At 67.3% G+C, this 19,919-nt stretch carries 34 protein-coding genes and 1 pseudogene; 2 read left to right on the top strand and 33 right to left on the bottom strand.

Annotated features, from left to right (window positions below):
• The 29 genes and pseudogenes from ACIQFZ_RS34475 to rpsJ all read right to left on the bottom strand — a co-directional run.
• A pseudogene (locus tag ACIQFZ_RS34475) lies at positions 1 to 120 on the bottom strand (DNA-directed RNA polymerase subunit alpha); the annotation flags it as partial.
• A gap of 145 nt (positions 121 to 265) precedes the next feature.
• A complete protein-coding gene (rpsK, locus tag ACIQFZ_RS34470; RefSeq protein ID WP_003956432.1) occupies positions 266 to 670 on the bottom strand; it encodes a 30S ribosomal protein S11 in 405 nt (134 codons plus the stop codon).
• Between the two features lie 69 nt (positions 671 to 739).
• Entirely contained in the window at positions 740 to 1,120 is a 381-nt protein-coding gene (gene rpsM / locus ACIQFZ_RS34465) for a 30S ribosomal protein S13 (RefSeq protein ID WP_365420030.1), read from the bottom strand.
• 197 nt (positions 1,121 to 1,317) lie between these two features.
• Entirely contained in the window at positions 1,318 to 1,431 is a 114-nt protein-coding gene (gene rpmJ, locus ACIQFZ_RS34460) for a 50S ribosomal protein L36 (protein WP_003974245.1), read from the bottom strand.
• 66 nt (positions 1,432 to 1,497) lie between these two features.
• The gene (gene infA, locus ACIQFZ_RS34455; protein WP_004927214.1) at positions 1,498 to 1,719 is read right to left on the bottom strand and encodes a translation initiation factor IF-1; all 222 of its coding nucleotides are present in this window, start codon (positions 1,717 to 1,719) and stop codon (positions 1,498 to 1,500) included.
• Between the two features lie 193 nt (positions 1,720 to 1,912).
• Entirely contained in the window at positions 1,913 to 2,749 is an 837-nt protein-coding gene (gene map / locus ACIQFZ_RS34450) for a type I methionyl aminopeptidase (protein WP_365420033.1), read from the bottom strand.
• A 205-nt stretch (positions 2,750 to 2,954) separates the two neighbouring features.
• Entirely contained in the window at positions 2,955 to 3,605 is a 651-nt protein-coding gene (locus tag ACIQFZ_RS34445) for an adenylate kinase (protein ID WP_225077988.1), read from the bottom strand.
• Entirely contained in the window at positions 3,605 to 4,918 is a 1,314-nt protein-coding gene (secY, locus tag ACIQFZ_RS34440; RefSeq protein WP_141366356.1) for a preprotein translocase subunit SecY, read from the bottom strand. Before secY ends, ACIQFZ_RS34445 begins: the two co-directional genes overlap by 1 nt.
• A 168-nt stretch (positions 4,919 to 5,086) precedes the next feature.
• Positions 5,087 to 5,542: a 50S ribosomal protein L15 gene (rplO, locus tag ACIQFZ_RS34435; RefSeq protein ID WP_361422427.1), complete on the bottom strand. Its 456-nt coding sequence runs from the start codon at positions 5,540 to 5,542 to the stop codon at positions 5,087 to 5,089.
• 2 nt (positions 5,543 to 5,544) lie between these two features.
• Positions 5,545 to 5,727, bottom strand: coding sequence for a 50S ribosomal protein L30 (gene rpmD / locus ACIQFZ_RS34430; protein WP_141359369.1), 183 nt, complete (start codon positions 5,725 to 5,727; stop codon positions 5,545 to 5,547).
• On the bottom strand, positions 5,727 to 6,332 hold the full coding sequence (rpsE, locus tag ACIQFZ_RS34425; protein ID WP_073725073.1) for a 30S ribosomal protein S5: 606 nt from the start codon (positions 6,330 to 6,332) through the stop codon (positions 5,727 to 5,729). Before rpsE ends, rpmD begins: the two co-directional genes overlap by 1 nt.
• A gap of 40 nt (positions 6,333 to 6,372) precedes the next feature.
• The gene (rplR, locus tag ACIQFZ_RS34420; RefSeq protein WP_365420037.1) at positions 6,373 to 6,756 is read right to left on the bottom strand and encodes a 50S ribosomal protein L18; all 384 of its coding nucleotides are present in this window, start codon (positions 6,754 to 6,756) and stop codon (positions 6,373 to 6,375) included.
• Positions 6,757 to 6,759: 3 nt separating this feature from the next.
• Entirely contained in the window at positions 6,760 to 7,299 is a 540-nt protein-coding gene (gene rplF, locus ACIQFZ_RS34415; protein ID WP_365420040.1) for a 50S ribosomal protein L6, read from the bottom strand.
• A gap of 24 nt (positions 7,300 to 7,323) precedes the next feature.
• The gene (gene rpsH / locus ACIQFZ_RS34410; RefSeq protein ID WP_365420042.1) at positions 7,324 to 7,722 is read right to left on the bottom strand and encodes a 30S ribosomal protein S8; all 399 of its coding nucleotides are present in this window, start codon (positions 7,720 to 7,722) and stop codon (positions 7,324 to 7,326) included.
• Between the two features lie 212 nt (positions 7,723 to 7,934).
• Positions 7,935 to 8,120, bottom strand: a complete 186-nt coding sequence (locus ACIQFZ_RS34405) for a type Z 30S ribosomal protein S14 (RefSeq protein ID WP_003948630.1) — start codon at positions 8,118 to 8,120, stop codon at positions 7,935 to 7,937.
• Between the two features lie 5 nt (positions 8,121 to 8,125).
• Positions 8,126 to 8,683, bottom strand: coding sequence for a 50S ribosomal protein L5 (rplE, locus tag ACIQFZ_RS34400; protein WP_365420044.1), 558 nt, complete (start codon positions 8,681 to 8,683; stop codon positions 8,126 to 8,128).
• Complete coding sequence (rplX, locus tag ACIQFZ_RS34395; RefSeq protein ID WP_030967306.1) at positions 8,683 to 9,006, bottom strand: 50S ribosomal protein L24; 324 nt, start codon at positions 9,004 to 9,006, stop codon at positions 8,683 to 8,685. The genes rplE and rplX overlap by 1 nt, the downstream gene beginning before the upstream one ends.
• Before the next feature lie 2 nt (positions 9,007 to 9,008).
• Positions 9,009 to 9,377, bottom strand: a complete 369-nt coding sequence (rplN, locus tag ACIQFZ_RS34390) for a 50S ribosomal protein L14 (RefSeq protein ID WP_003998823.1) — start codon at positions 9,375 to 9,377, stop codon at positions 9,009 to 9,011.
• 214 nt (positions 9,378 to 9,591) lie between these two features.
• On the bottom strand, positions 9,592 to 9,876 hold the full coding sequence (rpsQ, locus tag ACIQFZ_RS34385; RefSeq protein ID WP_100569747.1) for a 30S ribosomal protein S17: 285 nt from the start codon (positions 9,874 to 9,876) through the stop codon (positions 9,592 to 9,594).
• Complete coding sequence (rpmC, locus tag ACIQFZ_RS34380; RefSeq protein WP_018564811.1) at positions 9,876 to 10,100, bottom strand: 50S ribosomal protein L29; 225 nt, start codon at positions 10,098 to 10,100, stop codon at positions 9,876 to 9,878. The genes rpsQ and rpmC overlap by 1 nt, the downstream gene beginning before the upstream one ends.
• Entirely contained in the window at positions 10,100 to 10,519 is a 420-nt protein-coding gene (rplP, locus tag ACIQFZ_RS34375) for a 50S ribosomal protein L16 (protein WP_009190136.1), read from the bottom strand. The genes rpmC and rplP overlap by 1 nt, the downstream gene beginning before the upstream one ends.
• A 5-nt stretch (positions 10,520 to 10,524) precedes the next feature.
• On the bottom strand, positions 10,525 to 11,355 hold the full coding sequence (gene rpsC / locus ACIQFZ_RS34370; protein ID WP_100569745.1) for a 30S ribosomal protein S3: 831 nt from the start codon (positions 11,353 to 11,355) through the stop codon (positions 10,525 to 10,527).
• Positions 11,355 to 11,702 (bottom strand): 50S ribosomal protein L22, encoded by a 348-nt coding sequence (gene rplV / locus ACIQFZ_RS34365; RefSeq protein ID WP_030936396.1) that lies wholly within the window; start codon positions 11,700 to 11,702, stop codon positions 11,355 to 11,357. Before rplV ends, rpsC begins: the two co-directional genes overlap by 1 nt.
• A 51-nt stretch (positions 11,703 to 11,753) precedes the next feature.
• Positions 11,754 to 12,035 carry a 30S ribosomal protein S19 gene (gene rpsS, locus ACIQFZ_RS34360; RefSeq protein WP_358733872.1) on the bottom strand — a complete coding sequence of 94 codons (282 nt, stop codon included), beginning with the start codon at positions 12,033 to 12,035 and terminating at the stop codon, positions 11,754 to 11,756.
• Between the two features lie 12 nt (positions 12,036 to 12,047).
• Positions 12,048 to 12,884 carry a 50S ribosomal protein L2 gene (gene rplB, locus ACIQFZ_RS34355; RefSeq protein ID WP_361422405.1) on the bottom strand — a complete coding sequence of 279 codons (837 nt, stop codon included), beginning with the start codon at positions 12,882 to 12,884 and terminating at the stop codon, positions 12,048 to 12,050.
• Between the two features lie 51 nt (positions 12,885 to 12,935).
• Positions 12,936 to 13,355, bottom strand: a complete 420-nt coding sequence (gene rplW, locus ACIQFZ_RS34350) for a 50S ribosomal protein L23 (protein WP_361422402.1) — start codon at positions 13,353 to 13,355, stop codon at positions 12,936 to 12,938.
• Positions 13,355 to 14,011 (bottom strand): 50S ribosomal protein L4, encoded by a 657-nt coding sequence (rplD, locus tag ACIQFZ_RS34345; RefSeq protein WP_225077992.1) that lies wholly within the window; start codon positions 14,009 to 14,011, stop codon positions 13,355 to 13,357. Before rplD ends, rplW begins: the two co-directional genes overlap by 1 nt.
• An 8-nt stretch (positions 14,012 to 14,019) precedes the next feature.
• Positions 14,020 to 14,661, bottom strand: a complete 642-nt coding sequence (gene rplC, locus ACIQFZ_RS34340; RefSeq protein ID WP_365420053.1) for a 50S ribosomal protein L3 — start codon at positions 14,659 to 14,661, stop codon at positions 14,020 to 14,022.
• Positions 14,662 to 14,678: 17 nt separating this feature from the next.
• Positions 14,679 to 14,987 carry a 30S ribosomal protein S10 gene (gene rpsJ, locus ACIQFZ_RS34335; protein WP_003948644.1) on the bottom strand — a complete coding sequence of 103 codons (309 nt, stop codon included), beginning with the start codon at positions 14,985 to 14,987 and terminating at the stop codon, positions 14,679 to 14,681.
• Positions 14,988 to 15,460: 473 nt separating this feature from the next.
• Between rpsJ and ACIQFZ_RS34330 the strand changes: the two genes are divergently transcribed.
• A complete protein-coding gene (locus ACIQFZ_RS34330; RefSeq protein ID WP_402693052.1) occupies positions 15,461 to 15,868 on the top strand; it encodes a hypothetical protein in 408 nt (135 codons plus the stop codon).
• A 31-nt stretch (positions 15,869 to 15,899) separates the two neighbouring features.
• Here the strand turns inward: ACIQFZ_RS34330 and ACIQFZ_RS34325 are convergent, their stop codons facing one another.
• Both ACIQFZ_RS34325 and ACIQFZ_RS34320 read right to left on the bottom strand, forming a co-directional pair.
• Entirely contained in the window at positions 15,900 to 16,109 is a 210-nt protein-coding gene (locus ACIQFZ_RS34325; protein ID WP_384085765.1) for a DUF397 domain-containing protein, read from the bottom strand.
• Positions 16,106 to 16,981: a helix-turn-helix domain-containing protein gene (locus tag ACIQFZ_RS34320; protein ID WP_402693051.1), complete on the bottom strand. Its 876-nt coding sequence runs from the start codon at positions 16,979 to 16,981 to the stop codon at positions 16,106 to 16,108. Before ACIQFZ_RS34320 ends, ACIQFZ_RS34325 begins: the two co-directional genes overlap by 4 nt.
• Positions 16,982 to 17,134: 153 nt before the next feature.
• On the opposite strand from ACIQFZ_RS34320, the gene ACIQFZ_RS34315 reads away from it, so the two are divergent.
• A complete protein-coding gene (locus ACIQFZ_RS34315; RefSeq protein ID WP_402693050.1) occupies positions 17,135 to 17,521 on the top strand; it encodes an ATP-binding protein in 387 nt (128 codons plus the stop codon).
• Between the two features lie 99 nt (positions 17,522 to 17,620).
• Here the strand turns inward: ACIQFZ_RS34315 and ACIQFZ_RS34310 are convergent, their stop codons facing one another.
• Positions 17,621 to 18,979: a pyridoxal phosphate-dependent decarboxylase family protein gene (locus ACIQFZ_RS34310; RefSeq protein WP_402693049.1), complete on the bottom strand. Its 1,359-nt coding sequence runs from the start codon at positions 18,977 to 18,979 to the stop codon at positions 17,621 to 17,623.
• Positions 18,980 to 19,096: 117 nt separating this feature from the next.
• Positions 19,097 to 19,870 carry a FadR/GntR family transcriptional regulator gene (locus ACIQFZ_RS34305; protein WP_402693048.1) on the bottom strand — a complete coding sequence of 258 codons (774 nt, stop codon included), beginning with the start codon at positions 19,868 to 19,870 and terminating at the stop codon, positions 19,097 to 19,099.
• Between the last annotated feature and the right edge of the window lie 49 nt (positions 19,871 to 19,919).

Here is a 19,919-nt window from a genome sequence, read left to right as displayed (position 1 = left end):
GCGGCGGAGCGAGTTGCCGAGGGTGTAGCCGAAGCCCGGCTCCAACGGCTCGATCACGAACCGGGAACGGAACTCGTCGACGACCTCTTCGGTCAACGAGGGTCGCTGAGCGATCAGCATGTGTGGATCAGATCCTTCAGTCGTGGGCGCCCGCTATTTGACGCCCGACCGGGCCGCACCGAAAAGGTGCGGGTACTGCAAGGGTACGGGCGGCACGACCCATAAGGGTCGTACCGCCCGGAAACCGGCGCGAAGCAGCCGTGCGTCAGACGCGGCGGCGCTTCGGCGGGCGGCAGCCGTTGTGCGGGGTCGGGGTGACGTCCTGGATGGAGCCGACCTCGAGACCGGTGGCCTGCAGGGAACGGATCGCGGTCTCACGGCCGGAGCCCGGACCCTTGACGAACACGTCGACCTTGCGCATGCCGTGCTCCTGGGCGCGGCGGGCAGCCGACTCGGCGGCCATCTGCGCGGCGAACGGCGTGGACTTCCGGGAGCCCTTGAAGCCGACGTGGCCGGCGGAGGCCCAGGAGATCACGTTGCCGGACGGGTCGGTGATCGAAACGATGGTGTTGTTGAACGTGCTCTTGATGTGCGCGTGGCCGTGAGCGACGTTCTTCTTTTCCTTGCGGCGCACCTTCTTGGCAGCGCCCTGACGTCCCTTGGGGGGCATGTCGAAAACTCCTACGGGAGGTGGTCGGTCCTACAGCGAAGACCGCTGGACGGCGAGTGTCGCTGCGGACTACTTCTTGCCCGGCTTCTTCTTGCCGGCGATGGCGCGACGCGGGCCCTTGCGGGTGCGGGCGTTGGTGCTGGTGCGCTGACCGCGGACGGGCAGACCGCGGCGGTGACGCAGACCCTGGTAGCAGCCGATCTCGACCTTGCGGCGGATGTCGGCCTGGATCTCGCGACGGAGGTCACCCTCGGTCTTGATGTTGCTGTCGACGTACTCGCGGATCGCGACGAGCTGCTCCTCGGAGAGGTCGCGAACGCGGGTGTTCGGGTCGATCTCGGTGGCGACCAGCGTCTGCTGGGCGAGGGTCCGGCCGATGCCGAACACATAGGTGAGGGCGACCTCCACGCGCTTTTCGCGCGGGATGTCAACACCGGAAACGCGTGCCATTCAATGGCTCCAGTTGATCTTCGGAGGTCTTCCGCAGGACCGACCCCCGGCCGCCGTACCAGGTACGAACCGGGTCCCCGGCCTCCGAACCGGGGGTGTCGAGCCGCACTGCGGCTCGGGTCCTGCGTATGAACATATTCAGCTCGCGTCGCGCGAATCTCTGCGATGAGCGTGCAGAGGGTGCGGTCGGAAGTGCGTCAGCCCTGGCGCTGCTTGTGGCGCGGGTTGTCGCAGATGACCATGACCCTGCCGTGACGGCGGATCACCCTGCACTTGTCGCAGATCTTCTTGACGCTCGGCTTGACCTTCATGGGATGTGAGGTTCTCCGGGTCAGTTGCCGGCGGCCCCCCGGTGGAACGCGGGGCCTGGGCAAGATCTACTTGTACCGGTAGACGATCCGGCCACGCGTCAGGTCGTACGGAGAAAGCTCCACCACGACCCGGTCGTCAGGGAGGATGCGGATGTAGTGCATGCGCATCTTGCCGCTGATGTGTGCCAGGACCTGGTGGCCGTTCTGGAGCTCGACCCTGAACATGGCGTTCGGCAGAGACTCGACGACAGTGCCCTCGATCTCGATGGCACCTTGCTTCTTGGCCACGCTTCGCCCTTCGAATCGACTACCTTGATCGACTCCATGTCCCGCATGCGGACATGCGAATACATGAGAGCCGACGAGTCAGTCTACGCCAGCCCCCTGCGAAAGACGAATCGAGAAAGTCTGCCCCAGCTCCGAGATCATCATGCGGCCGGGTCCGACCCGGACCGGCGGCCGTACGGCGGGCGGTGCCTTTTCAGGCCAGCGGGTCCGGCGCGGCCGTGATGCCGTACTCGGCCAGCTTCGCCCTGCCGCCGTCCGGGGCCGTCAGGACCAGGGGGCCCTGCTCGGTCAGGGCCACCGAGTGCTCCCAGTGGGAGGACCAGGTGCCGTCCGTGGTGATGACCGTCCAGTCGTCCTCGAGGACGTGGGTCTTCGGGGTGCCCAGGGAGACCATGGGCTCGATGGCCAGGCAGAAGCCGGGGACCAGCTTCGGGCCCTTGCCGCGCCGCCGGTCGACGTAGTTCAGCAGGTGCGGGTCCATGTGCATCTCGGTGCCGATGCCGTGGCCGCCGTAGTCCTCGATGATCCCGTAGCGGCCGCCGCCCGGCTTCGGCTGGCGGCGGATGTACGTCTCGACGGCCCGGGAGATGTCGACCAGCCGGTTGCCCTGCTTCATGGCGGCGATGCCGGCCCACATCGACTCCTCGGTCACCCGGGAGAGCTCGATCAGCTCCGGGGAGTGACCGGAGCCGACGAACGCGGTGAACGCCGCGTCGCCGTGCCAGCCGTCGATGATCGCGCCGCAGTCGATGGAGATGACGTCCCCGTCCTTGAGGACGACGTCGTCGGAGGGGATGCCGTGGACGACGACCTCGTTCACGGAGGTGCAGATCGTAGCGGGGAAGCCGCCGTAGCCGAGGAAGTTCGGCTTGGCGTTGTGTTCGGCGAGCACCTTGCGGGCCACCTGGTCCAGGTCCTTGGTGGTCGCCCCGGGCACGGCCGCCTCCCGGGTGGCCGCGTGGATGGCGGCGACGACCAGCCCCGCCGCACGCATCTTGGCGATCTGCTCGGGGGACTTGATCTGCACCATGGGGGCTACGGCCTTTCTAGGACCGGAAGGAAGGCGGACGCCTTCAACAATACGGGGAAGCAGAACCGGGCCCGTCCGGCGTGCGGGGACGAAGCCGTTCAGGCCGATGCGGGGGTCCGGGGGCGTGGCCCCCGGGGACGGCCGCACCGGCGCCGTGCACACGTCGGCCGCGGCCCCCAGAGGGAACCGCGGCCGAGCAGCGCGGCTAGTCGCGCTTCAGCGCCTCCAGCGCGCGCTGCGTGATCTCGTCCACCGGACCGAGCGAGGAGATCGTCACGACCAGGCCCTGCGCCCGGTAGTAGTCGATGATCGGCTCGGTCTGCGTGTGGTAGACCTCCAGGCGCTTGCGCACGGTCTCCTCGGAGTCGTCGTCCCGCTGGTACAGCTCACCGCCGCAGACGTCGCAGACGCCTTCCTTCTTCGGCGGGCTGTACGTCTCGTGGAAGACGTGCGCCGAGTCGTTGCGGCAGGTGCGGCGACCCGCGATGCGCTTGACGACCTCGTCCTCGGGGACCTCGAGATCGAGGACCGCGTCCAGCTTCATGCCCTCGCCCTGGAGCAGCTTGTCCAGCGCCTCGGCCTGCGACACATTGCGCGGAAAACCGTCCAGCAGGAAACCGCCCTCGGCGTCGGGCTGCTCCATGCGGTCCTTGGCCATCGCGATGGTGACCTCGTCGGGTACCAGGTTTCCGGCATCCATGTAGGACTTCGCGAGCTTGCCGAGCTCCGTCTGTCGGCTGATGTTGGCGCGGAACAGGTCACCGGTGGAGATGTGCGGAATGCTCAGCTTCCCGGCCAGGCGCGTGGCCTGTGTTCCTTTGCCGGCACCCGGCGGTCCGACGAGGACGATTCGCATCAGCGGAGGAACCCTTCGTAATTGCGCTGCTGGAGCTGGCTCTCGATCTGCTTCACCGTCTCGAGTCCGACACCCACGATGATGAGGATGCTGGTCCCGCCGAAGGGGAAGTTCTGGTTCGCCCCGAAGCCGACCAACGCCATTGTCGGTACGAGAGCGATCAGGCCCAGATACAGCGAACCCGGCCAGGTGATCCGGTTGAGCACGTACGAAAGGTACTCAGCGGTCGGTCGGCCAGCCCGGATGCCCGGGATGAAGCCACCATACTTCTTCATGTTGTCGGCGACTTCTTCGGGGTTGAAGGAGATCGCCACATAGAAGAACGCGAAGAACACGATCAGCAGGAAGTACATGGTGATGTAGATCGGGTGATCGCCCTTGGTCAGGTTCTGCTGAACCCAGGTCTTCCATCCGGAGTTGCCCCCGGAGAACTGCGCGATGAGTGCTGGAATGTAGAGCAGCGAAGAAGCGAAGATGACGGGGATCACACCCGCCTGGTTGACCTTCAGCGGGATGTACGTCGACGTACCGCCGTAGGAACGGCGGCCGATCATGCGCTTGGCGTACTGCACCGGAATTCGGCGCTGGGCCTGTTCGACGAAGACGACCAGGCCGACCATGACCAGGCCGACGAGGATGACGGTGCCGAATTCGATCCAGCCCTCGGCGAGCTTGCCCTGCTTCTTGATCGCCCACAGAGCGGACGGGAAAGTGGCGGCGATCGAGATGAACATCAGGATCGACATGCCGTTGCCGATACCGCGGTCGGTGATGAGCTCACCGAGCCACATGACCGTGGCCGTACCGGCGGTCATGACGATCACCATGACGATCGTGTTGAAGATCGCCTGGTTCGGGACGATGTTCCCGGCCGCCGAGCACCCGGAGAACAGGGCGCCGCTGCGGGCGGTGGCCACCAGACCGGTGCCCTGGAGGATGGCCAGCGCCACCGTCAGGTAACGGGTGTACTGGGTGATCTTCGCGGTGCCGGACTGGCCCTCCTTCTTGAGGGCCTCCAACCGCGGGATCACCACGGTCAGCAGCTGAAGGATGATGCTCGCCGTGATGTACGGCATGATGCCCAGGGCAAAGATCGTGATCTGCAGCAGCGCACCGCCGCTGAACATGTTCACCAGGCCGAAGAGACCCTGGTTGCCCGAGGCCTCGCTGACGCACTGCTGAACGGCCTTGTAGTTGACACCCGGGATCGGGATGTGGGTACCGACGCGGTACACCACGATGATGCCGAGCGTGAAGAGCAGCTTCTTGCGCAGGTCGGGCGTCCTGAACGCCCGGGCGAAGCCGGTGAGCACGGTGCCTCCTGCGACCCCGCGCAAGTGCGTCAGGGTGACGGTGGTGAGGTTCGACGATAAATAACGGTGCAGGCCACCTTACCGGCGATACTGCCTCCCGTGGAACGACCAACCGGGGATACCTCATTGTGAGGTACCCCCGGTCGGGACCGCTTTACGTCATCGGGCTCAGACGAGCTCGGTGACAGAACCGCCGGCGGCGGTGATCTTCTCCTTGGCGGAGCCGGAGACGGCGTCCACCGTCACCTGCAGCGCCACGGAGACCTCGCCCTGGCCGAGGACCTTGACCAGGCTGTTCTTGCGAACGGCACCCTTGGCCACCAGGTCCTCGACCGTGACCTCGCCACCCTCGGGGTAGAGCGCGGCCAGCTTGTCGAGGTTCACGACCTGGAACTCGGTCTTGAACGGGTTCTTGAAGCCCTTCAGCTTCGGGAGGCGCATGTGCAGCGGCATCTGGCCGCCCTCGAAGCGCTCCGGAACCTGGTAGCGGGCCTTGGTGCCCTTGGTACCACGACCGGCCGTCTTACCCTTGGACGCTTCACCACGACCGACACGGGTCTTCGCGGTCTTGGCGCCCGGGGCGGGACGGAGGTTGTGGATCTTCAGCGGGTTCTGCTCCGCCATGATCAGTCGACCTCCTCGACCGTCACGAGGTGGCGGACGGTGTGCACCATGCCGCGGAACTCGGGGCGGTCCTCCTTGACGACCACGTCGCCCAGGCGCTTCAGGCCCAGGGTACGCAGGGTGTCACGGTGGTTCTGCTTGCTGCCGATGTAGGACTTCGTCTGCGTGATCTTGAGCTGCGCCATCACGCACCCGCCCCTGCACGCGCACGCAGCAGAGCCGCGGGAGCGACGTCCTCGAGCGGCAGACCACGGCGGGCCGCGACCTCCTCGGGACGCTGCAGGCCCTTGAGGGCCTCCACCGTCGCGTGCACGATGTTGATCTGGTTGTCGGAGCCGAGCGACTTCGACAGGATGTCGTGGATACCGGCGCACTCGAGCACGGCGCGCACCGGACCACCGGCGATAACGCCGGTACCCGGGGAAGCGGGCTTGAGCAGCACGACGCCGGCAGCCTTCTCACCCTGGATCGGGTGCGGGATGGTGCCCTGGATCCGGGGAACCTTGAAGAAGTGCTTCTTGGCCTCCTCAACGCCCTTGGCGATGGCGGCCGGCACCTCCTTGGCCTTGCCGTATCCGACACCCACGGTGCCGTCACCGTCGCCCACCACGACCAGCGCGGTGAAGCTGAAGCGACGACCACCCTTCACAACCTTGGCGACGCGGTTGATCGCGACGACGCGCTCAACGTACGCGGTCTTCTCGGCGGCAGCTGCGCCGCCGTCACGGCCCTTCCGGTCCCGCCGCTCGCCGCCACCGGCACCGCCACCGCGGCGCTGGGGTCCAGCCATTGGAATTACCTCTCTCTGTTTCCGCTAGCTCGGAACCGGCTCAGAACTTCAGGCCGGCTTCGCGGGCGGCGTCCGCCAGGGCGGCGATGCGCCCGGCGTACTGGTTGCCACCACGGTCGAACACGACGGCCTCGACACCGGCGGCCTTGGCACGCTCGGCGACCAGGGCGCCGACCTGCTTGGCCTGCGCCGACTTGTCGTTTTCGCCACCGCGGATCGAGTTGTCCAGCGTGGACGCCGATGCCAGGGTGTGGCCCTTCAGGTCGTCGATCACCTGCGCCACGATGTGGCGGTTCGAGCGGGTCACGACCAGACGGGGACGCTCCGCCGTACCGGAGATCCGCTTGCGGATCCGGATGTGGCGGCGCTTGATCGCGGCGCGCTTGTAGGCGTCGCCCTTGAGGATCTTCTGCCCGTATGCCATGGCTTACTTACCCGCCTTTCCGACCTTGCGGCGGATGACTTCGCCCTCGTACTTGACGCCCTTGGCCTTGTACGGGTCGGGCTTGCGCAGCTTGCGGATGTTGGCCGCAACCTCGCCGACCTTCTGCTTGTCGATGCCCTCGACCGAGAAGCGGGTCGGGGCCTCCACCTTGAAGGTGATGCCCTCGGGCGCCTCGATGGTGATCGGGTGGCTGTAGCCGAGCGCGAACTCGAGGTTCGGACCCTTGGCCGTCACGCGGTAACCGACACCGCTGATCTCGAGCTTCTTCACGTAACCCTGGGTCACGCCGGTGATCATGTTCGCCACCAGCGTGCGGGACAGGCCGTGCAGGGCCTTGTTCTGACGCTCGTCGTTGGGGCGGGCCACCTGCAGGGTGCCGTCCTCGCCCTTGGCGATCTCGATCGGCGCCACGACGGTGTGGGTCAGCGAGCCCTTGGGGCCCTTGACCGAGACCGTACGGCCGTCGATGGTGACGTCCACGCCGGCGGGAACCGCGATGGGGAGCTTGCCGATGCGCGACATAGCTGTTTCCTCCGTTCCCTTCCGCTACCAGACGTAGGCGAGGACTTCCCCACCCACGCCCTTCTTGCCGGCCTGCTTGTCGGTGAGGAGCCCGTAGGACGTGGAGATGATCGCCACGCCGAGGCCGCCGAGCACCTTCGGCAGGTTGGTGGACTTCGCGTACACCCGGAGACCGGGCTTGGAGATCCGCTTGATGCCCGCGATGGAGCGCTCACGGCTGGGGCCGAACTTCAGCTCCAGGACGAGGTTCTTGCCGACCTCGGCGTCCTCGACCTTCCAGCCCGTGATGAAGCCCTCCTGCTGGAGGATCTCCGCGATGTGCGACTTGATCTTCGAGTGCGGCATCGACACGCTGTCGTGGTATGCCGAGTTCGCGTTCCGCAGACGCGTGAGCATGTCTGCGATCGGATCAGTCATGGTCATGAATTGGCCTTCGGCCTCTCTCGCCGGGGTTTCCTGGTGCGCCATCCCTCTCCCCGATCCGAGACGGGACGGGTGCGGCGCGGTGGACCTACGGCGTAGTAAGTCGTAAGGGCACGGCAGGCGCCCAACCCCACAAGCCTAAGGCATGTGAGGTGGGCCTCCTGCCGACCCCAGTTGCTTACCGAGAGTCCTGGTTCAACCCAAGTGGGTTGTTACCAGGAGCTCTTGGTCACGCCCGGCAGCTCGCCACGGTGAGCCATCTCACGAAGGCACACGCGGCACAGGCCGAACTTGCGGTACACGGAGTGCGGACGGCCGCAGCGCTGGCAGCGGGTGTAGCCACGCACACCGAACTTGGGCTTGCGAGCAGCCTTGGCAATCAGAGCCTTCTTCGCCATCTCGCTCACGCCTCCTTGAACGGGAAGCCGAGGTGACGAAGGAGCGCGCGGCCCTCAGCGTCGTTGGTCGCCGTGGTGACCACGGTGATGTCCATGCCCCGGGTACGGTCGATCTTGTCCTGGTCGATCTCGTGGAACATGACCTGCTCCGTGAGACCGAAGGTGTAGTTGCCACGGCCGTCGAACTGCTTGGGGGACAGACCGCGGAAGTCGCGGATGCGCGGCAGCGCGAGCGACAGGGTGCGGTCCAGGAACTCCCACATGCGGTCGCCACGGAGCGTGACGTGAGCACCGATCGGCTGGCCCTCACGCAGCTTGAACTGCGCGATGGACTTGCGGGCCTTGGTGACGGCCGGCTTCTGACCGGTGATGGTGGTCAGGTCGCGGATCGCGCCATCGATCAGCTTCGAGTCACGGGCGGCGTCGCCGACACCCATGTTGACCACGATCTTGACGAGACCGGGGACCTGCATGACGTTCTCGTACTTGAACTCGTCACGCAGCTTGCCCGCGATCTCCTCGCGGTACTTCTGCTTCAGACGCGGAGTGGTGGTGGTAGCCATCAGATGTCCTCACCCGTCCGCTTGGCAACGCGGATCTTGTTGCCTTCGTCGTCGAAGCGGTAACCGACACGCGTGACGACCTTGTTGCCGTCCTTCTCAACGACCAGCTGGACGTTGGAGACGTGGACGGGCGCCTCGGTCGTGACGATGCCGCCGGCCTGCGAACCGCGAGCGGTCGGGCCGGCCTTGGTGTGCTTCTTGACCCGGTTGACACCCTCGACCAGGACCCGGTCCTCGCGGGGGTAGGCCGCGATGACCTTGCCCTGCTTGCCCTTGTCCTTACCGGTGATGACCTGGACCAGGTCGCCCTTCTTGATCTTCATGCTTACAGCACCTCCGGCGCGAGCGAGATGATCTTCATGAACTTCTTCTCGCGCAGCTCACGGCCGACCGGGCCGAAGATGCGGGTGCCGCGAGGGTCGCCGTCGTTCTTCAGAATGACGGCGGCGTTCTCGTCGAAGCGGATGTACGAGCCGTCCGGACGGCGGCGCTCCTTGACGGTGCGAACGATGACCGCCTTGACGACGTCACCCTTCTTCACGTTGCCACCGGGGATCGCGTCCTTGACGGTGGCGACGATGACGTCACCGATGCCCGCGTAGCGGCGACCGGAGCCACCGAGCACACGGATGCAAAGGATCTCCTTCGCACCAGTGTTGTCGGCGACACGCAGTCGCGACTCCTGCTGGATCACGTCTATCTCCTGATTGTCTGCCGGTTCCCGGCGAGCTCCGTAAGTGACTTACGGAGCTCGGCCGAGCCTGGCGGAACCGTCCTGCGGGTAGCTCCCGCAGGAAATTACTGGTGTCTCGGGAGGCGGGAACCCACGCCGGGGACTTCGCCGGGTCCGGGCCGTGGCCCGGGGCGGAGACCCCAGCGGGGGTCAGCGGGGGCGGTGCCCCCGCTTCTTACTTCGCCTTCTCGAGGATCTCGACGACGCGCCAGCGCTTCGTCGCGGACAGCGGCCGGGTCTCCATCAGGAGGACGCGGTCGCCGACACCCGCGGCGTTCTGCTCGTCGTGCGCCTTGAGCTTCTCGGTACGGCGGATGACCTTGCCGTACAGCGCGTGCTTGACACGGTCCTCGACGGCGACGACGACGGTCTTGTCCATCTTGTCGCTGACGACGAGACCCTCACGGGTCTTGCGGAAGCCGCGCGCCTCTGCGTTCTCAGTCACGTTCTTCTCGCTCATCAGGCGTTCTCCACCGTTTCGATGCCCAGCTCACGCTCGCGCATCAGGGTGTAGATCCGCGCGATGTCCTTGCGGACCGCCTTGAGACGGCCGTGGTTCTCGAGCTGCCCGGTCGCCGCCTGGAAACGGAGGTTGAACAGCTCTTCCTTGGCCTCGCGGAGCTTGCCCAGAAGCTCCTCGTTGCCCAGCTCGCGCAGCTCGGACGCCTTGGTACCGGCCGACATCACGCTTCACCTGCCTCGCGCTTGACGATCCGGCACTTCATCGGCAGCTTGTGGGCCGCGCGGGTCAGCGCCTCACGGGCGATCTTCTCATTGGGGTACGACAGCTCGAACATCACGCGTCCGGGCTTGACGTTCGCGATCCACCACTCCGGCGAACCCTTACCGGAACCCATGCGGGTCTCGGCGGGCTTCTTGGTGAGGGGACGGTCCGGGTAGATGTTGATCCAGACCTTGCCGCCACGCTTGATGTGGCGGGTCATCGCGATACGAGCCGCCTCGATCTGGCGGTTCGTCACGTAGGCCGGGGTCAGCGCCTGGATGCCGTACTCGCCGAACGCAACCTGCGTTCCACCCTTGGACATACCGTTGCGCTTCGGGTGGTGCTGCTTGCGGTGCTTGACCCTACGGGGGATCAGCATGTCGGTCAGGCCTCCGTTCCGGTGCTCTCAGCCGGAGCGGCAGCGGCCGGAGCGTCGGCCTTGGGGGCCTCGGCGGCCGGAGCCGACTGCTGCTGCGGCTTGCGACCGCGCCGCTCGCCACCGCGGCCACCACGGGCCGGGCGGTCGGCGCCACCACGGGCCGGGCGGTTGCCCGCACGGGCGGCGGCGTTCTCGGCGCGGACCTCGGCGATGTTCTTGACGTCGCCCTTGTAGATCCAGACCTTCACACCGATGCGGCCGAAGGTCGTCTTGGCCTCGAAGAAGCCGTAGTCCACGTTCGCGCGGAGCGTGTGCAGGGGCACACGGCCCTCGCGGTAGAACTCCGAGCGGGACATCTCGGCGCCGCCGAGGCGGCCACCGCACTGGATCTTGATGCCCTTGGCGCCGGCCTTCATCGCCGACTGCATGCTCTTGCGCATGGCACGGCGGAAGGAGACGCGGGAGGAGAGCTGCTCGGCAACGGCCTGGGCCACCAGCTGAGCGTCCGTCTCGGGGTTCTTGACCTCGAGGATGTTCAGCTGGACCTGCTTGCCCGTGAGCTTCTCGAGGTCGCCGCGGATGCGGTCGGCCTCGGCGCCACGGCGGCCGATGACGATGCCCGGACGCGCGGTGTGGATGTCCACGCGGACACGGTCACGGGTGCGCTCGATCTCGACCTTGGAGATGCCGGCGCGCTCCATGCCGGACGTCATCATCCGACGGATGGCGACGTCTTCCTTGACGTAGTCCTTGTACAGCTTGTCGGCGTACCAACGCGACTTGAAGTCGGTCGTGACACCGAGCCGGAACCCGTGCGGGTTTACCTTCTGGCCCATTACCGGGTTCCTTCCTTGCTGCTGACGACCACGGTGATGTGGCTGGTCCGCTTGCGGATCCGGTAGGCACGGCCCTGGGCACGCGGACGGAACCGCTTCAGGGTCGGACCCTCGTCGACGTATGCCTCGGCGATGTAGAGGCTGTCGACGTCGGTGTGGTCGTAGTTGTGCGCGGCGTTGGCGATGGCGCTGTCCAGCACCTTGCCGACCGGCACGCTCGCGGCCTGCGGGGCGAAACGCAGGACCGCCTGAGCCTCCGTGGCATCCATGCCACGGATGAGGTCCACCACACGGCGGGCCTTCATGGGCGTGACGCGGATGTACCGCGCCTGGGCCCTGGCTTCCATGGTTGTCCCTTCAGTGTTTGACACGTTCGTCATGGTCTTTCACCCCGCTGACTAGCGGCGCTTCGACTTCCGATCGTCCTTGACGTGACCCCGGAAGGTGCGCGTCGGCGAGAACTCGCCGAGCTTGTGGCCGACCATCGACTCGGTGACGAACACCGGAATGTGGGTCTTGCCGTTGTGCACCGCGATCGTGTGGCCGAGCATGGCCGGGACGATCATCGAGCGGCGGGACCAGGTCTTGATGACGTTCTTGGTGCCGGCTTCGTTCTGCGAGTCCACCTTCTTGCTCAGGTGGTCGTCGACGAAGGGCCCCTTCTTCAAGCTACGCGGCATCTCAACCCGTCCTTAGCGCTTCTTGTTCGTCTTGCGGCGGCGGACGATGTACTTGTTCGACGCCTTCTTGGGCGAACGAGTACGGCCTTCCTTCTTGCCCCACGGGGACACCGGGTGACGGCCACCGGAGGTCCGGCCCTCACCACCACCGTGCGGGTGGTCCACCGGGTTCATGACCACACCACGGACGGTCGGGCGGACGCCCAGCCACCGCTTGCGGCCTGCCTTGCCCCAGTTGATGTTGCTCTGCTCGGCGTTGCCGACCTCGCCGACCGTGGCGCGGCAGCGCTGGTCGACCAGGCGGATCTCACCGGAGGGCATGCGGAGGTGGGCCATCGAGCCCTCCTTCGCGAGCAGCTGCACGGAGGCGCCGGCGGAGCGGGCGAACTTGGCGCCGCCACCGGGACGGAGCTCGATCGCGTGGATCGTGGTACCGACCGGGATGTTGCGCAGCGCCAGGTTGTTGCCCGGCTTGATGTCGGCCCCGGGGCCGTTCTCGACGCGGTCGCCCTGCTGCAGGTTGCGCGGAGCGAGGATGTAGCGCTTCTCGCCGTCGGCGTAGTGCAGCAGCGCGATACGCGCGGTGCGGTTGGGGTCGTACTCGATGTGCGCGACCTTCGCCGGCACGCCGTCCTTGTCGTGACGACGGAAGTCGATCACGCGGAAGGCGCGCTTGTGTCCGCCACCCTGGTGGCGAACGGTCACACGACCGGAATTGTTACGGCCGCCCTTGCTGTGCAGGGGACGGACCAGCGACTTCTCCGGCGTGGACCGCGTGACCTCGACGAAGTCGGCGACGCTGGCGCCACGACGGCCAGGAGTCGTCGGCTTGTACTTGCGGATACCCATTGTCTCTCAGTCCTCGGAAGATTCCGATTATCTGGACGTTCCGGACCGCCGTCAGGCGGTCGGACCGCCGAAGATGTCGATACGGTCGCCCTCGGCAAGGGTCACGATCGCCCGCTTGGTGGCGGCACGCTGGCCGAAACCGGTCTTGGTCCGCTTGCGCTTGCCCTGGCGGTTGATCGTGTTGACCCCGGTGACCTTGACCTCGAAGACCGCCTGCACGGCCTGCTTGATCTGGGTCTTGTTGGCGCTCGTGTCGACGATGAACGTGTACTTGTTCTCGTCGAGGAGCGCGTAGCTCTTCTCCGAGACGACCGGCTTGATCAGGACGTCACGGGGGTCCGTGTACGACTTGCTCAGCGGGGTCTCGACGGTGTTCTTGCCCTCGGTGGCGTGGCGACGCGCCTTGGCGACGCGCGCGGCCTTGGCGGCCTTGGCGGCCTTCGAGGCGATAGCGGGGTGACGGATGGCCATCAGACCTCGCTCCCTTCGGTGTCGTTGGCCTGCGGGCCGGCGACGAAGGACTCGAAAGCGGCCTTGGTGAAGACCACGTCGTCCGAGACGAGAACGTCGTACGTGTTCAGCTGGCCCGGCTCCAGGATGTGGACCTGGGGCAGGTTGCGGGCGGACAGCCACGCGGCCTCGTCGGCGCGGTCGACGACCAGGAGCAGGTTCTTGCGCTCCGAGATCTTGCCGAACAGCGTCCGGGCGGCCTTGGTGGAGGCGGTCTCACCCTCGACCACGCCGGAGACGACGTGGATGCGGTTGTGGCGGGCCCGGTCGGTGAGGGCGTGGCGCAGGGCCGCGGCCTTCATCTTCTTCGGGGTCCGCTGGGAGTAGTCACGCGGCTGCGGGCCGTGGACGACGCCACCACCGGCGAACTGCGGCGCGCGGGTCGAACCCTGACGGGCGCGACCGGTGCCCTTCTGGCGGTACGGCTTCTTGCCACCGCCGCGGACCTCGCCACGGGTCTTGGTCTTGTGCGTGCCCTGACGGGCCGCGGCCAGCTGCGCGACGACGACCTGGTGGATCAGCGGGACGCTGACCTTCTCAACGCCGAAGATCTCCGCGGGGAGCTCGACGGTACCGGCCTTCTCGCCCGCCGGCGAAAGGATGTCAACAGTGCTCATCGGTTACCTCAGGCCCCCTTGGCCGCGGTGCGGACCAGGACGAGGCCGCCGTTCGGACCGGGAACCGCGCCCTTGATGAGCAGCAGACCCTTCTCCGCGTCAACGGCGTGGACGGTCAGGTTCTGGGTGGTGACCCGCTCGTTGCCCATGCGACCCGCCATGCGGAGGCCCTTGAACACACGGCCCGGGGTGGCGCAGCCACCGATGGAGCCAGGGGAGCGGTGCTTGCGCTGGGTGCCGTGCCCGGCGCCGAGGCCACGGAAGTTGTGGCGCTTCATGACACCGGCGAAGCCCTTGCCCTTGCTCTTGCCGGTGACGTCGACCTTCACGCCGGCCTCGAACACCTCAGCGGTGATCTGCTGGCCGAGGGTGTACTCGGCGGCGTCCGCGGTGCGGATCTCGACGAGGTGGCGACGGGGGGTGACGTCGGCCTTCGCGAAGTGGCCCTTGAGGGGCTTGTTCACCTTGCGCGGGTCGATCTCGCCGAAGGCGATCTGGACCGACTCGTAGCCGTCGACGTCGTTCGTACGAACCTGGGTGACGACGTTGGGGCCGGCCTTGACGACGGTCACCGGGACGACACGGTTGTTCTCGTCCCAGACCTGCGTCATGCCGAGCTTCTCGCCCAGGATGCCCTTGATCTGCTTCATCTCTCAGATCACCGGCCTCAGAGCTTGATCTCGATGTCGACACCGGCCGGGAGGTCGAGTCGCATCAGAGAGTCAACGGTCTTGGGGGTCGGGTCGAGGATGTCGATCAGGCGCTTGTGCGTGCGCATCTCGAAGTGCTCGCGCGAGTCCTTGTACTTGTGCGGCGACTTGATGACGCAGTACACGTTCTTCTCTGTGGGCAGCGGCACCGGGCCCGCGACCGACGCACCAGTACGGGTCACCGTCTCGACGATCTTCTTCGCCGAAGAGTCGATGACCTCGTGGTCGTAGGCCTTGAGCCGGATGCGGATCTTCTGTCCCGCCATGGCTACTTCGTAGTCCTGTCTCTTCTTACGCTCTGGAACCCGGTGTTCCCTTGACCTTCTCCGACCCACGCGGTCGGGCGTGTCGCGCTCCCGCTGACATGGATGCCCCTTGTTCGAACATCCCGTCGGGATTGACACGGTCCCTACCGGTACCGCAGTCGGGGGCGAAGGCCCACCGGGTGCCTGGTCGGCGCCGCACCCACGCTTCCCGGAAGATTCCCGTACGTCCGCCCCAGCGCTGCCGTGAGGCAGTTAGGGCGACGAGTACCGTGGGACTCGCTTCCGGTCCTCCCGGCGGGAGGCGCGCGACATCAACGCTCGACCGAGCAACTCGGACAGTCTGCCACAGTGGGCGGCACCCTGGCCAATCGAGCCGGGGATATTACCCCGCAGGTGACGCAGGTCAAACCAGGGGCCGCCCGGCCAGGGTCGGGCGGCGACGGAACACGCGCACACCAATACAGGGGGCCAGGGTGACGGCAGCCGACGGGGACGCGGAGACACCGAAGGGCGACGCGCACGGCAGGATGCTCCGGGACGCGGAGCGCATGGACAAGTGGTCGATCGGCTGGGTGCTGGTCGCAATGGTGATGTGGGGCGTCCTCGCAGTCCTGATGCTCTCCTCGTACGGCCCCGACGCCTCCTCCTGGGACTCCGCCGCCGAGCCGCGCTGCAAGGGGCCACTGCTCGCCCCCTTCCAGCGGGACAGCTCCGTCTGCCACAGCGAACTGCGCCAGTGGCCGGCCCTCCTCGGCTTCCTGGCCCTGGCGGTCATCCCGACGATCATCGCTGCGGCGGTCACCGTCCACACCAAGCTCCTGTCCCGCCTGGCCATGACGCTCGGCGAGACGGACGGCGAAAAGAACTACGAGACAGCCTGAGCCCGCGGGCGCGGGGCCCGCCGTTGCGGCGTCAGCTTTCCACGGTGTACGTCACGAAGTCCGACCAAGCGCCGGGCGTGACCGCGAGGCGGGGACCTTCGACGTTCTTGGAGTCGCGGACATGCACGGTGCCGGGGGTGATGGCAAGCTCAACGCAGGAGTTGCCGTCGTTGCCGCCGCTGTAGCTGCTCTTGAACCACGCCAGCTCGGAGGCGTCCCCGGCAGTGGTCTTGCGGATCATGTTTCTCCCAGCAGTTGCTCGATGAAGGCCAGCGACTCCCCTGGTGAGAGCGCCTGAGCCCGGATGGTGCCATACCGCAGCTCAAGGATGCGCAGATGTTTGGGGTCGGAGATCGGCCGACCGTTGAACGCGCCGTCGGAGCGGCCCACCGCCGTGCCGTCCGGGAACTTCAGCAGTTCGATTCGGCCGTCCAGGCCGGAGTGAGTGTCGCAGTTCATCGGCATCACCTGAAGCACGACGTTATGCAACCGCCCCACCTCCAGCAGACGTTCCAACTGCTGACGCCAAGCCATTGTGCCCCCGATGGGACGCCGCAGGACCCCCTCTTCCAGGACGAAGCTGAGCGCCGGAGCGGGTGAGCGTTCGAAGACCGACTGCCGGGCCAGACGAGCGGCTGCCATGCGTTCCACATCGTCCGGCGAGTACGGCGGCTGTGCCGCTCCGATCACGGCTCGTGCGTGCTCTGGCGTCTGCAACAACCCAGGGATGATGTGGCACTCATACAGGGCGATCTCGACCGCCTTGGCCTCCAGCTTGCCCAGCTCCCGAACCTTCCTCGGGTACCGGACCTTCTTCACGTCCTCCCACGTCGCCGAGATGAGCCCGCCGGCCCTCAACACCTCGTCGGCCGTGTTCAGGTAGTCCTGCCGAGGGATCCGCTTCCCGCCCTCGATCTTGTAGACCATGTCCTCGCCGTAGCCCACGGCCTTGCCGAACTCAGCCGCCCGCATCCCGACCGCTTCGCGTCGCAGCTTCAGCTGCCGCCCCACCGTAGTGATCACGGCCACACCCCACTCGTCGTCGGGGTCCACCTCCCACCCCGGCTCGTCCGCCTCTTCCCTGAGCCGTACCGCCTCGCCGTCCACCGACATCGCGCCCCTTCGTCGTACCGCGCCGCACCTCGGCGCCCTACCCGTAGGAACCGCGCGGACAGCCAAGACAGCACCGGACAATCTCCGGACAGTGACCGTACGCAACCGCTCCGTCACGCACCACGGTAGGCATATCCGGCCACTCTGAGTGACGTGAAGCAGGAAATCGCCGAGACCGAGACCACGGACGAACTGGCCTCCCAGCTCCCCGACTTCACCGTGTTGCCGTCTTCCACACCGCGAGGCGCCCGCCTCGCCCGCCTGCTCGCCGAGGCGCAACTGCGCCGTTGGAGGTTGCGGACGGAGACGGCGAGCCACATCGTGGCCGAGCCAGCGGCCAACGCCGCGACTCAAGGGCGCGTACCGGTCCGCGACTTCCGCCTGACGCTCTACGCGATCGGCGGCACCCTCCGGATCGAGGTCACCGGCACGCGCAGTGAACGGCTCCCCGAGGTCCAGATCACGTTGGAAGTCATCCGCTCGGCGAACGACTCCCTGCTGACAGCCCAGGAGCGACCGGGGGTGCAGGGCGGAACGTGACCGGCCACTGCCGCCGAGCATGTTCCCCTGCTCAGGCAGGTGGCTGTGTCTCCGACCGCCTCGGGCCGGGCCGGCAGTGGGCCCGGTCCGCCGTCGTCGTCAGTTGGCGGAGTCGGTCATGGTGGCGAGGATCTCGCGGACCGCGTCGAGGGTGATGTCGGGGTGGAGGAAGGCGAAGCGGGCCACCGTCTCGCCTTCCCAGACGGTGGGCGTCACGAAGGCGATCTGGCGTTCCAGCAGCTCCTTCGACCAGGCGTAGTAGTCGTCCTGGGTCCAGCCGGTGCGGCGGAACAGGACGACGGAGAGCTCGGGGTCGCGGATCAGTTCGAGGTCGTCGGCGGCCCGTATCAGGACGGCCGACTCCAGGGCGATGCGGCGGGTCGCGTCGACGGCGTCACGGTAGGCGTCGGTGCCGTTGACGGCCAGGGAGAACCACAGTGGCAGGCCGCGGGGGCGCCGGGTGAGGTGGTAGGCGTAGTCGCTGGGGTTCCACTCCTGCGGGGCGTCGGTGTGGATGCAGTCCAGGTAGGAGGCGTCCTGGGTGTGCACGGCGCGGGCCAGGGTGGGGTCTCGGTAGAGGAGGGCACCGCAGTCGAAGGGCGCGTACATCCACTTGTGCGGGTCGATGACCAGGGAGTCGGCGCGCTCGATGCCGGCGAACTTCTCGCGGAGCTCCTGGGAGAACAGCGCGCCGCCGCCGTAGGCCGCGTCGATGTGGAACCAGAGGCCGTACTCACGGGCGACCTCGCCGATGCCGGCGAGGTCGTCGATGATGCCGGCGTTGGTGGTGCCGGCCGTGGCGACGACGGCGATGACGTCCTCGGGGGCAGGGTCGGCGGCGAGAGCGGCGCGCACGGCCTCTCCGGTGAGGCGGTGACCGTCGACCGGGACGACCAGTGCCTCCACGCCGATGATGCGCAGGGTGTTGCCGATCGAGGAGTGTGCCTGGGAGCTGACCGCGATCCGGGGGCGGGCCACCGGGTCGCCGGCGGCGGTGCGGGCGGTGTCGCGGGCGACGACGAGGCCGGAGAGGTTGCCCGCCGAGCCGCCGCTCACGAAGCAGCCGCCCGCCTGGGCGGGCAGGCCGGCGAGGTCGGCGAGCAGCCGGAGCACCTGGTTCTCGGCGGCAATGGCGCCCGAGGCCTCCAGCCAGGACACGCCGTGCAGGGAGGAGGCCGAAAGCACCATGTCGAACAGGGCGGCGGCCTTGGTGGGGGCGCCGGGGATGAAGGAGAGGAAGCGCGGGCTGTCACAGGAGACCACGGTGGGCTCGATGTGCTCGGCGTACAGGCGCAGCACGTCGTCGGCGGCCACGGGGCCGCTGCCGATGGCCTCCTTGAGGGCGGTCTCGAGTTCCGCGGCATCGCCGAGTCTGCCCAGCGGCACCGGGTCGAGGGCCAGGCGGTGCTGGACGTGGTCGATGACCACCTTGGTGAGCGCTTTGTCATGGCTGTGCACGGTGCCTCCGAGGGAACGAAAACAGTAATGGATCCCATCGGACCCATTACCGAAGCTAAGCCCGCACCGCATTCCGGGTCAACACGCGCTCAGCCGTCCGCCCGGTCGGCCGTCCGGTCAGCCGTCGCCCTCTTCGTAGTGCGTCAGGAGGGCCAGGAACTGGTCGCGGGAGTCCGCCAGATGCTCGCGCATACGGGCCTCGGCCGCCTCGGCGTCGCCGGCCAGGATCGCCAGCGCGATGGCGCGGTGCTCGTCCCGGAAGACCTGGGCCAGGTCCTGGCCGCCCCGGTAGACCACGGACCAGTCCGAGTCCAGCCACAGCGAATTGGCCCGGACGAACATCTCCGTGCGGGCCCGCTCGACCGCCTCGCACAGCACCTCGTTGCCCCCGGCGGCGGCGATGGCCAGATGGAAGCGCGAGTCGACCCGGTGGTAGGCCCCGAGGTCGGCGACCTCCTCGTCGAGCATCCGCACCAGCGCGCGACGGTCGGCGGTGGAGCCGCGCAGCGCGGCGAACGAGGCCGCGGCCGGCTCGATCGCCTGCCGGTACTCCATGTAGTCACGGATGGTCGCGCGGAAGTCCGCGGCGACGGCCGCCCGCTCCTGGACGGCGCCGGACGACGAGGCGGGTCGCACTCTGGTGCCACCGGAGCGTCCGTGGGTGGTGACCACCAGACCCTCTTCGGCAAGCTGCCGCACGGCCTGGCGCACGGTGTTGCGCCCCACGCCGAGGGCGGTGGCGAGGTCGCGTTCGGTGGGCAGCCTGCTGCCGGGTTCGAAGCCGCCGAGCGCGATGCGCTTGCGCAGGATGTCGGTGACCACCTCCCAGGACGGAGGCCGCTGGGTCTGCTCGGCGAGCACCGGCTGCCCCGCCCGGGTCTCCTTGGCCATCGCGCCAACTCCGTCCTCGGGTAAATCCCCGTTCAAAGAAATGGAATCG

Source organism: Streptomyces sp. NPDC093064 (genome assembly GCF_044754605.1).
Taxonomy (GTDB): domain Bacteria; phylum Actinomycetota; class Actinomycetes; order Streptomycetales; family Streptomycetaceae; genus Streptomyces.
Note: the sequence above shows the minus strand (reverse complement) of the source record. Positions and strands in the feature narration are given on the sequence as shown.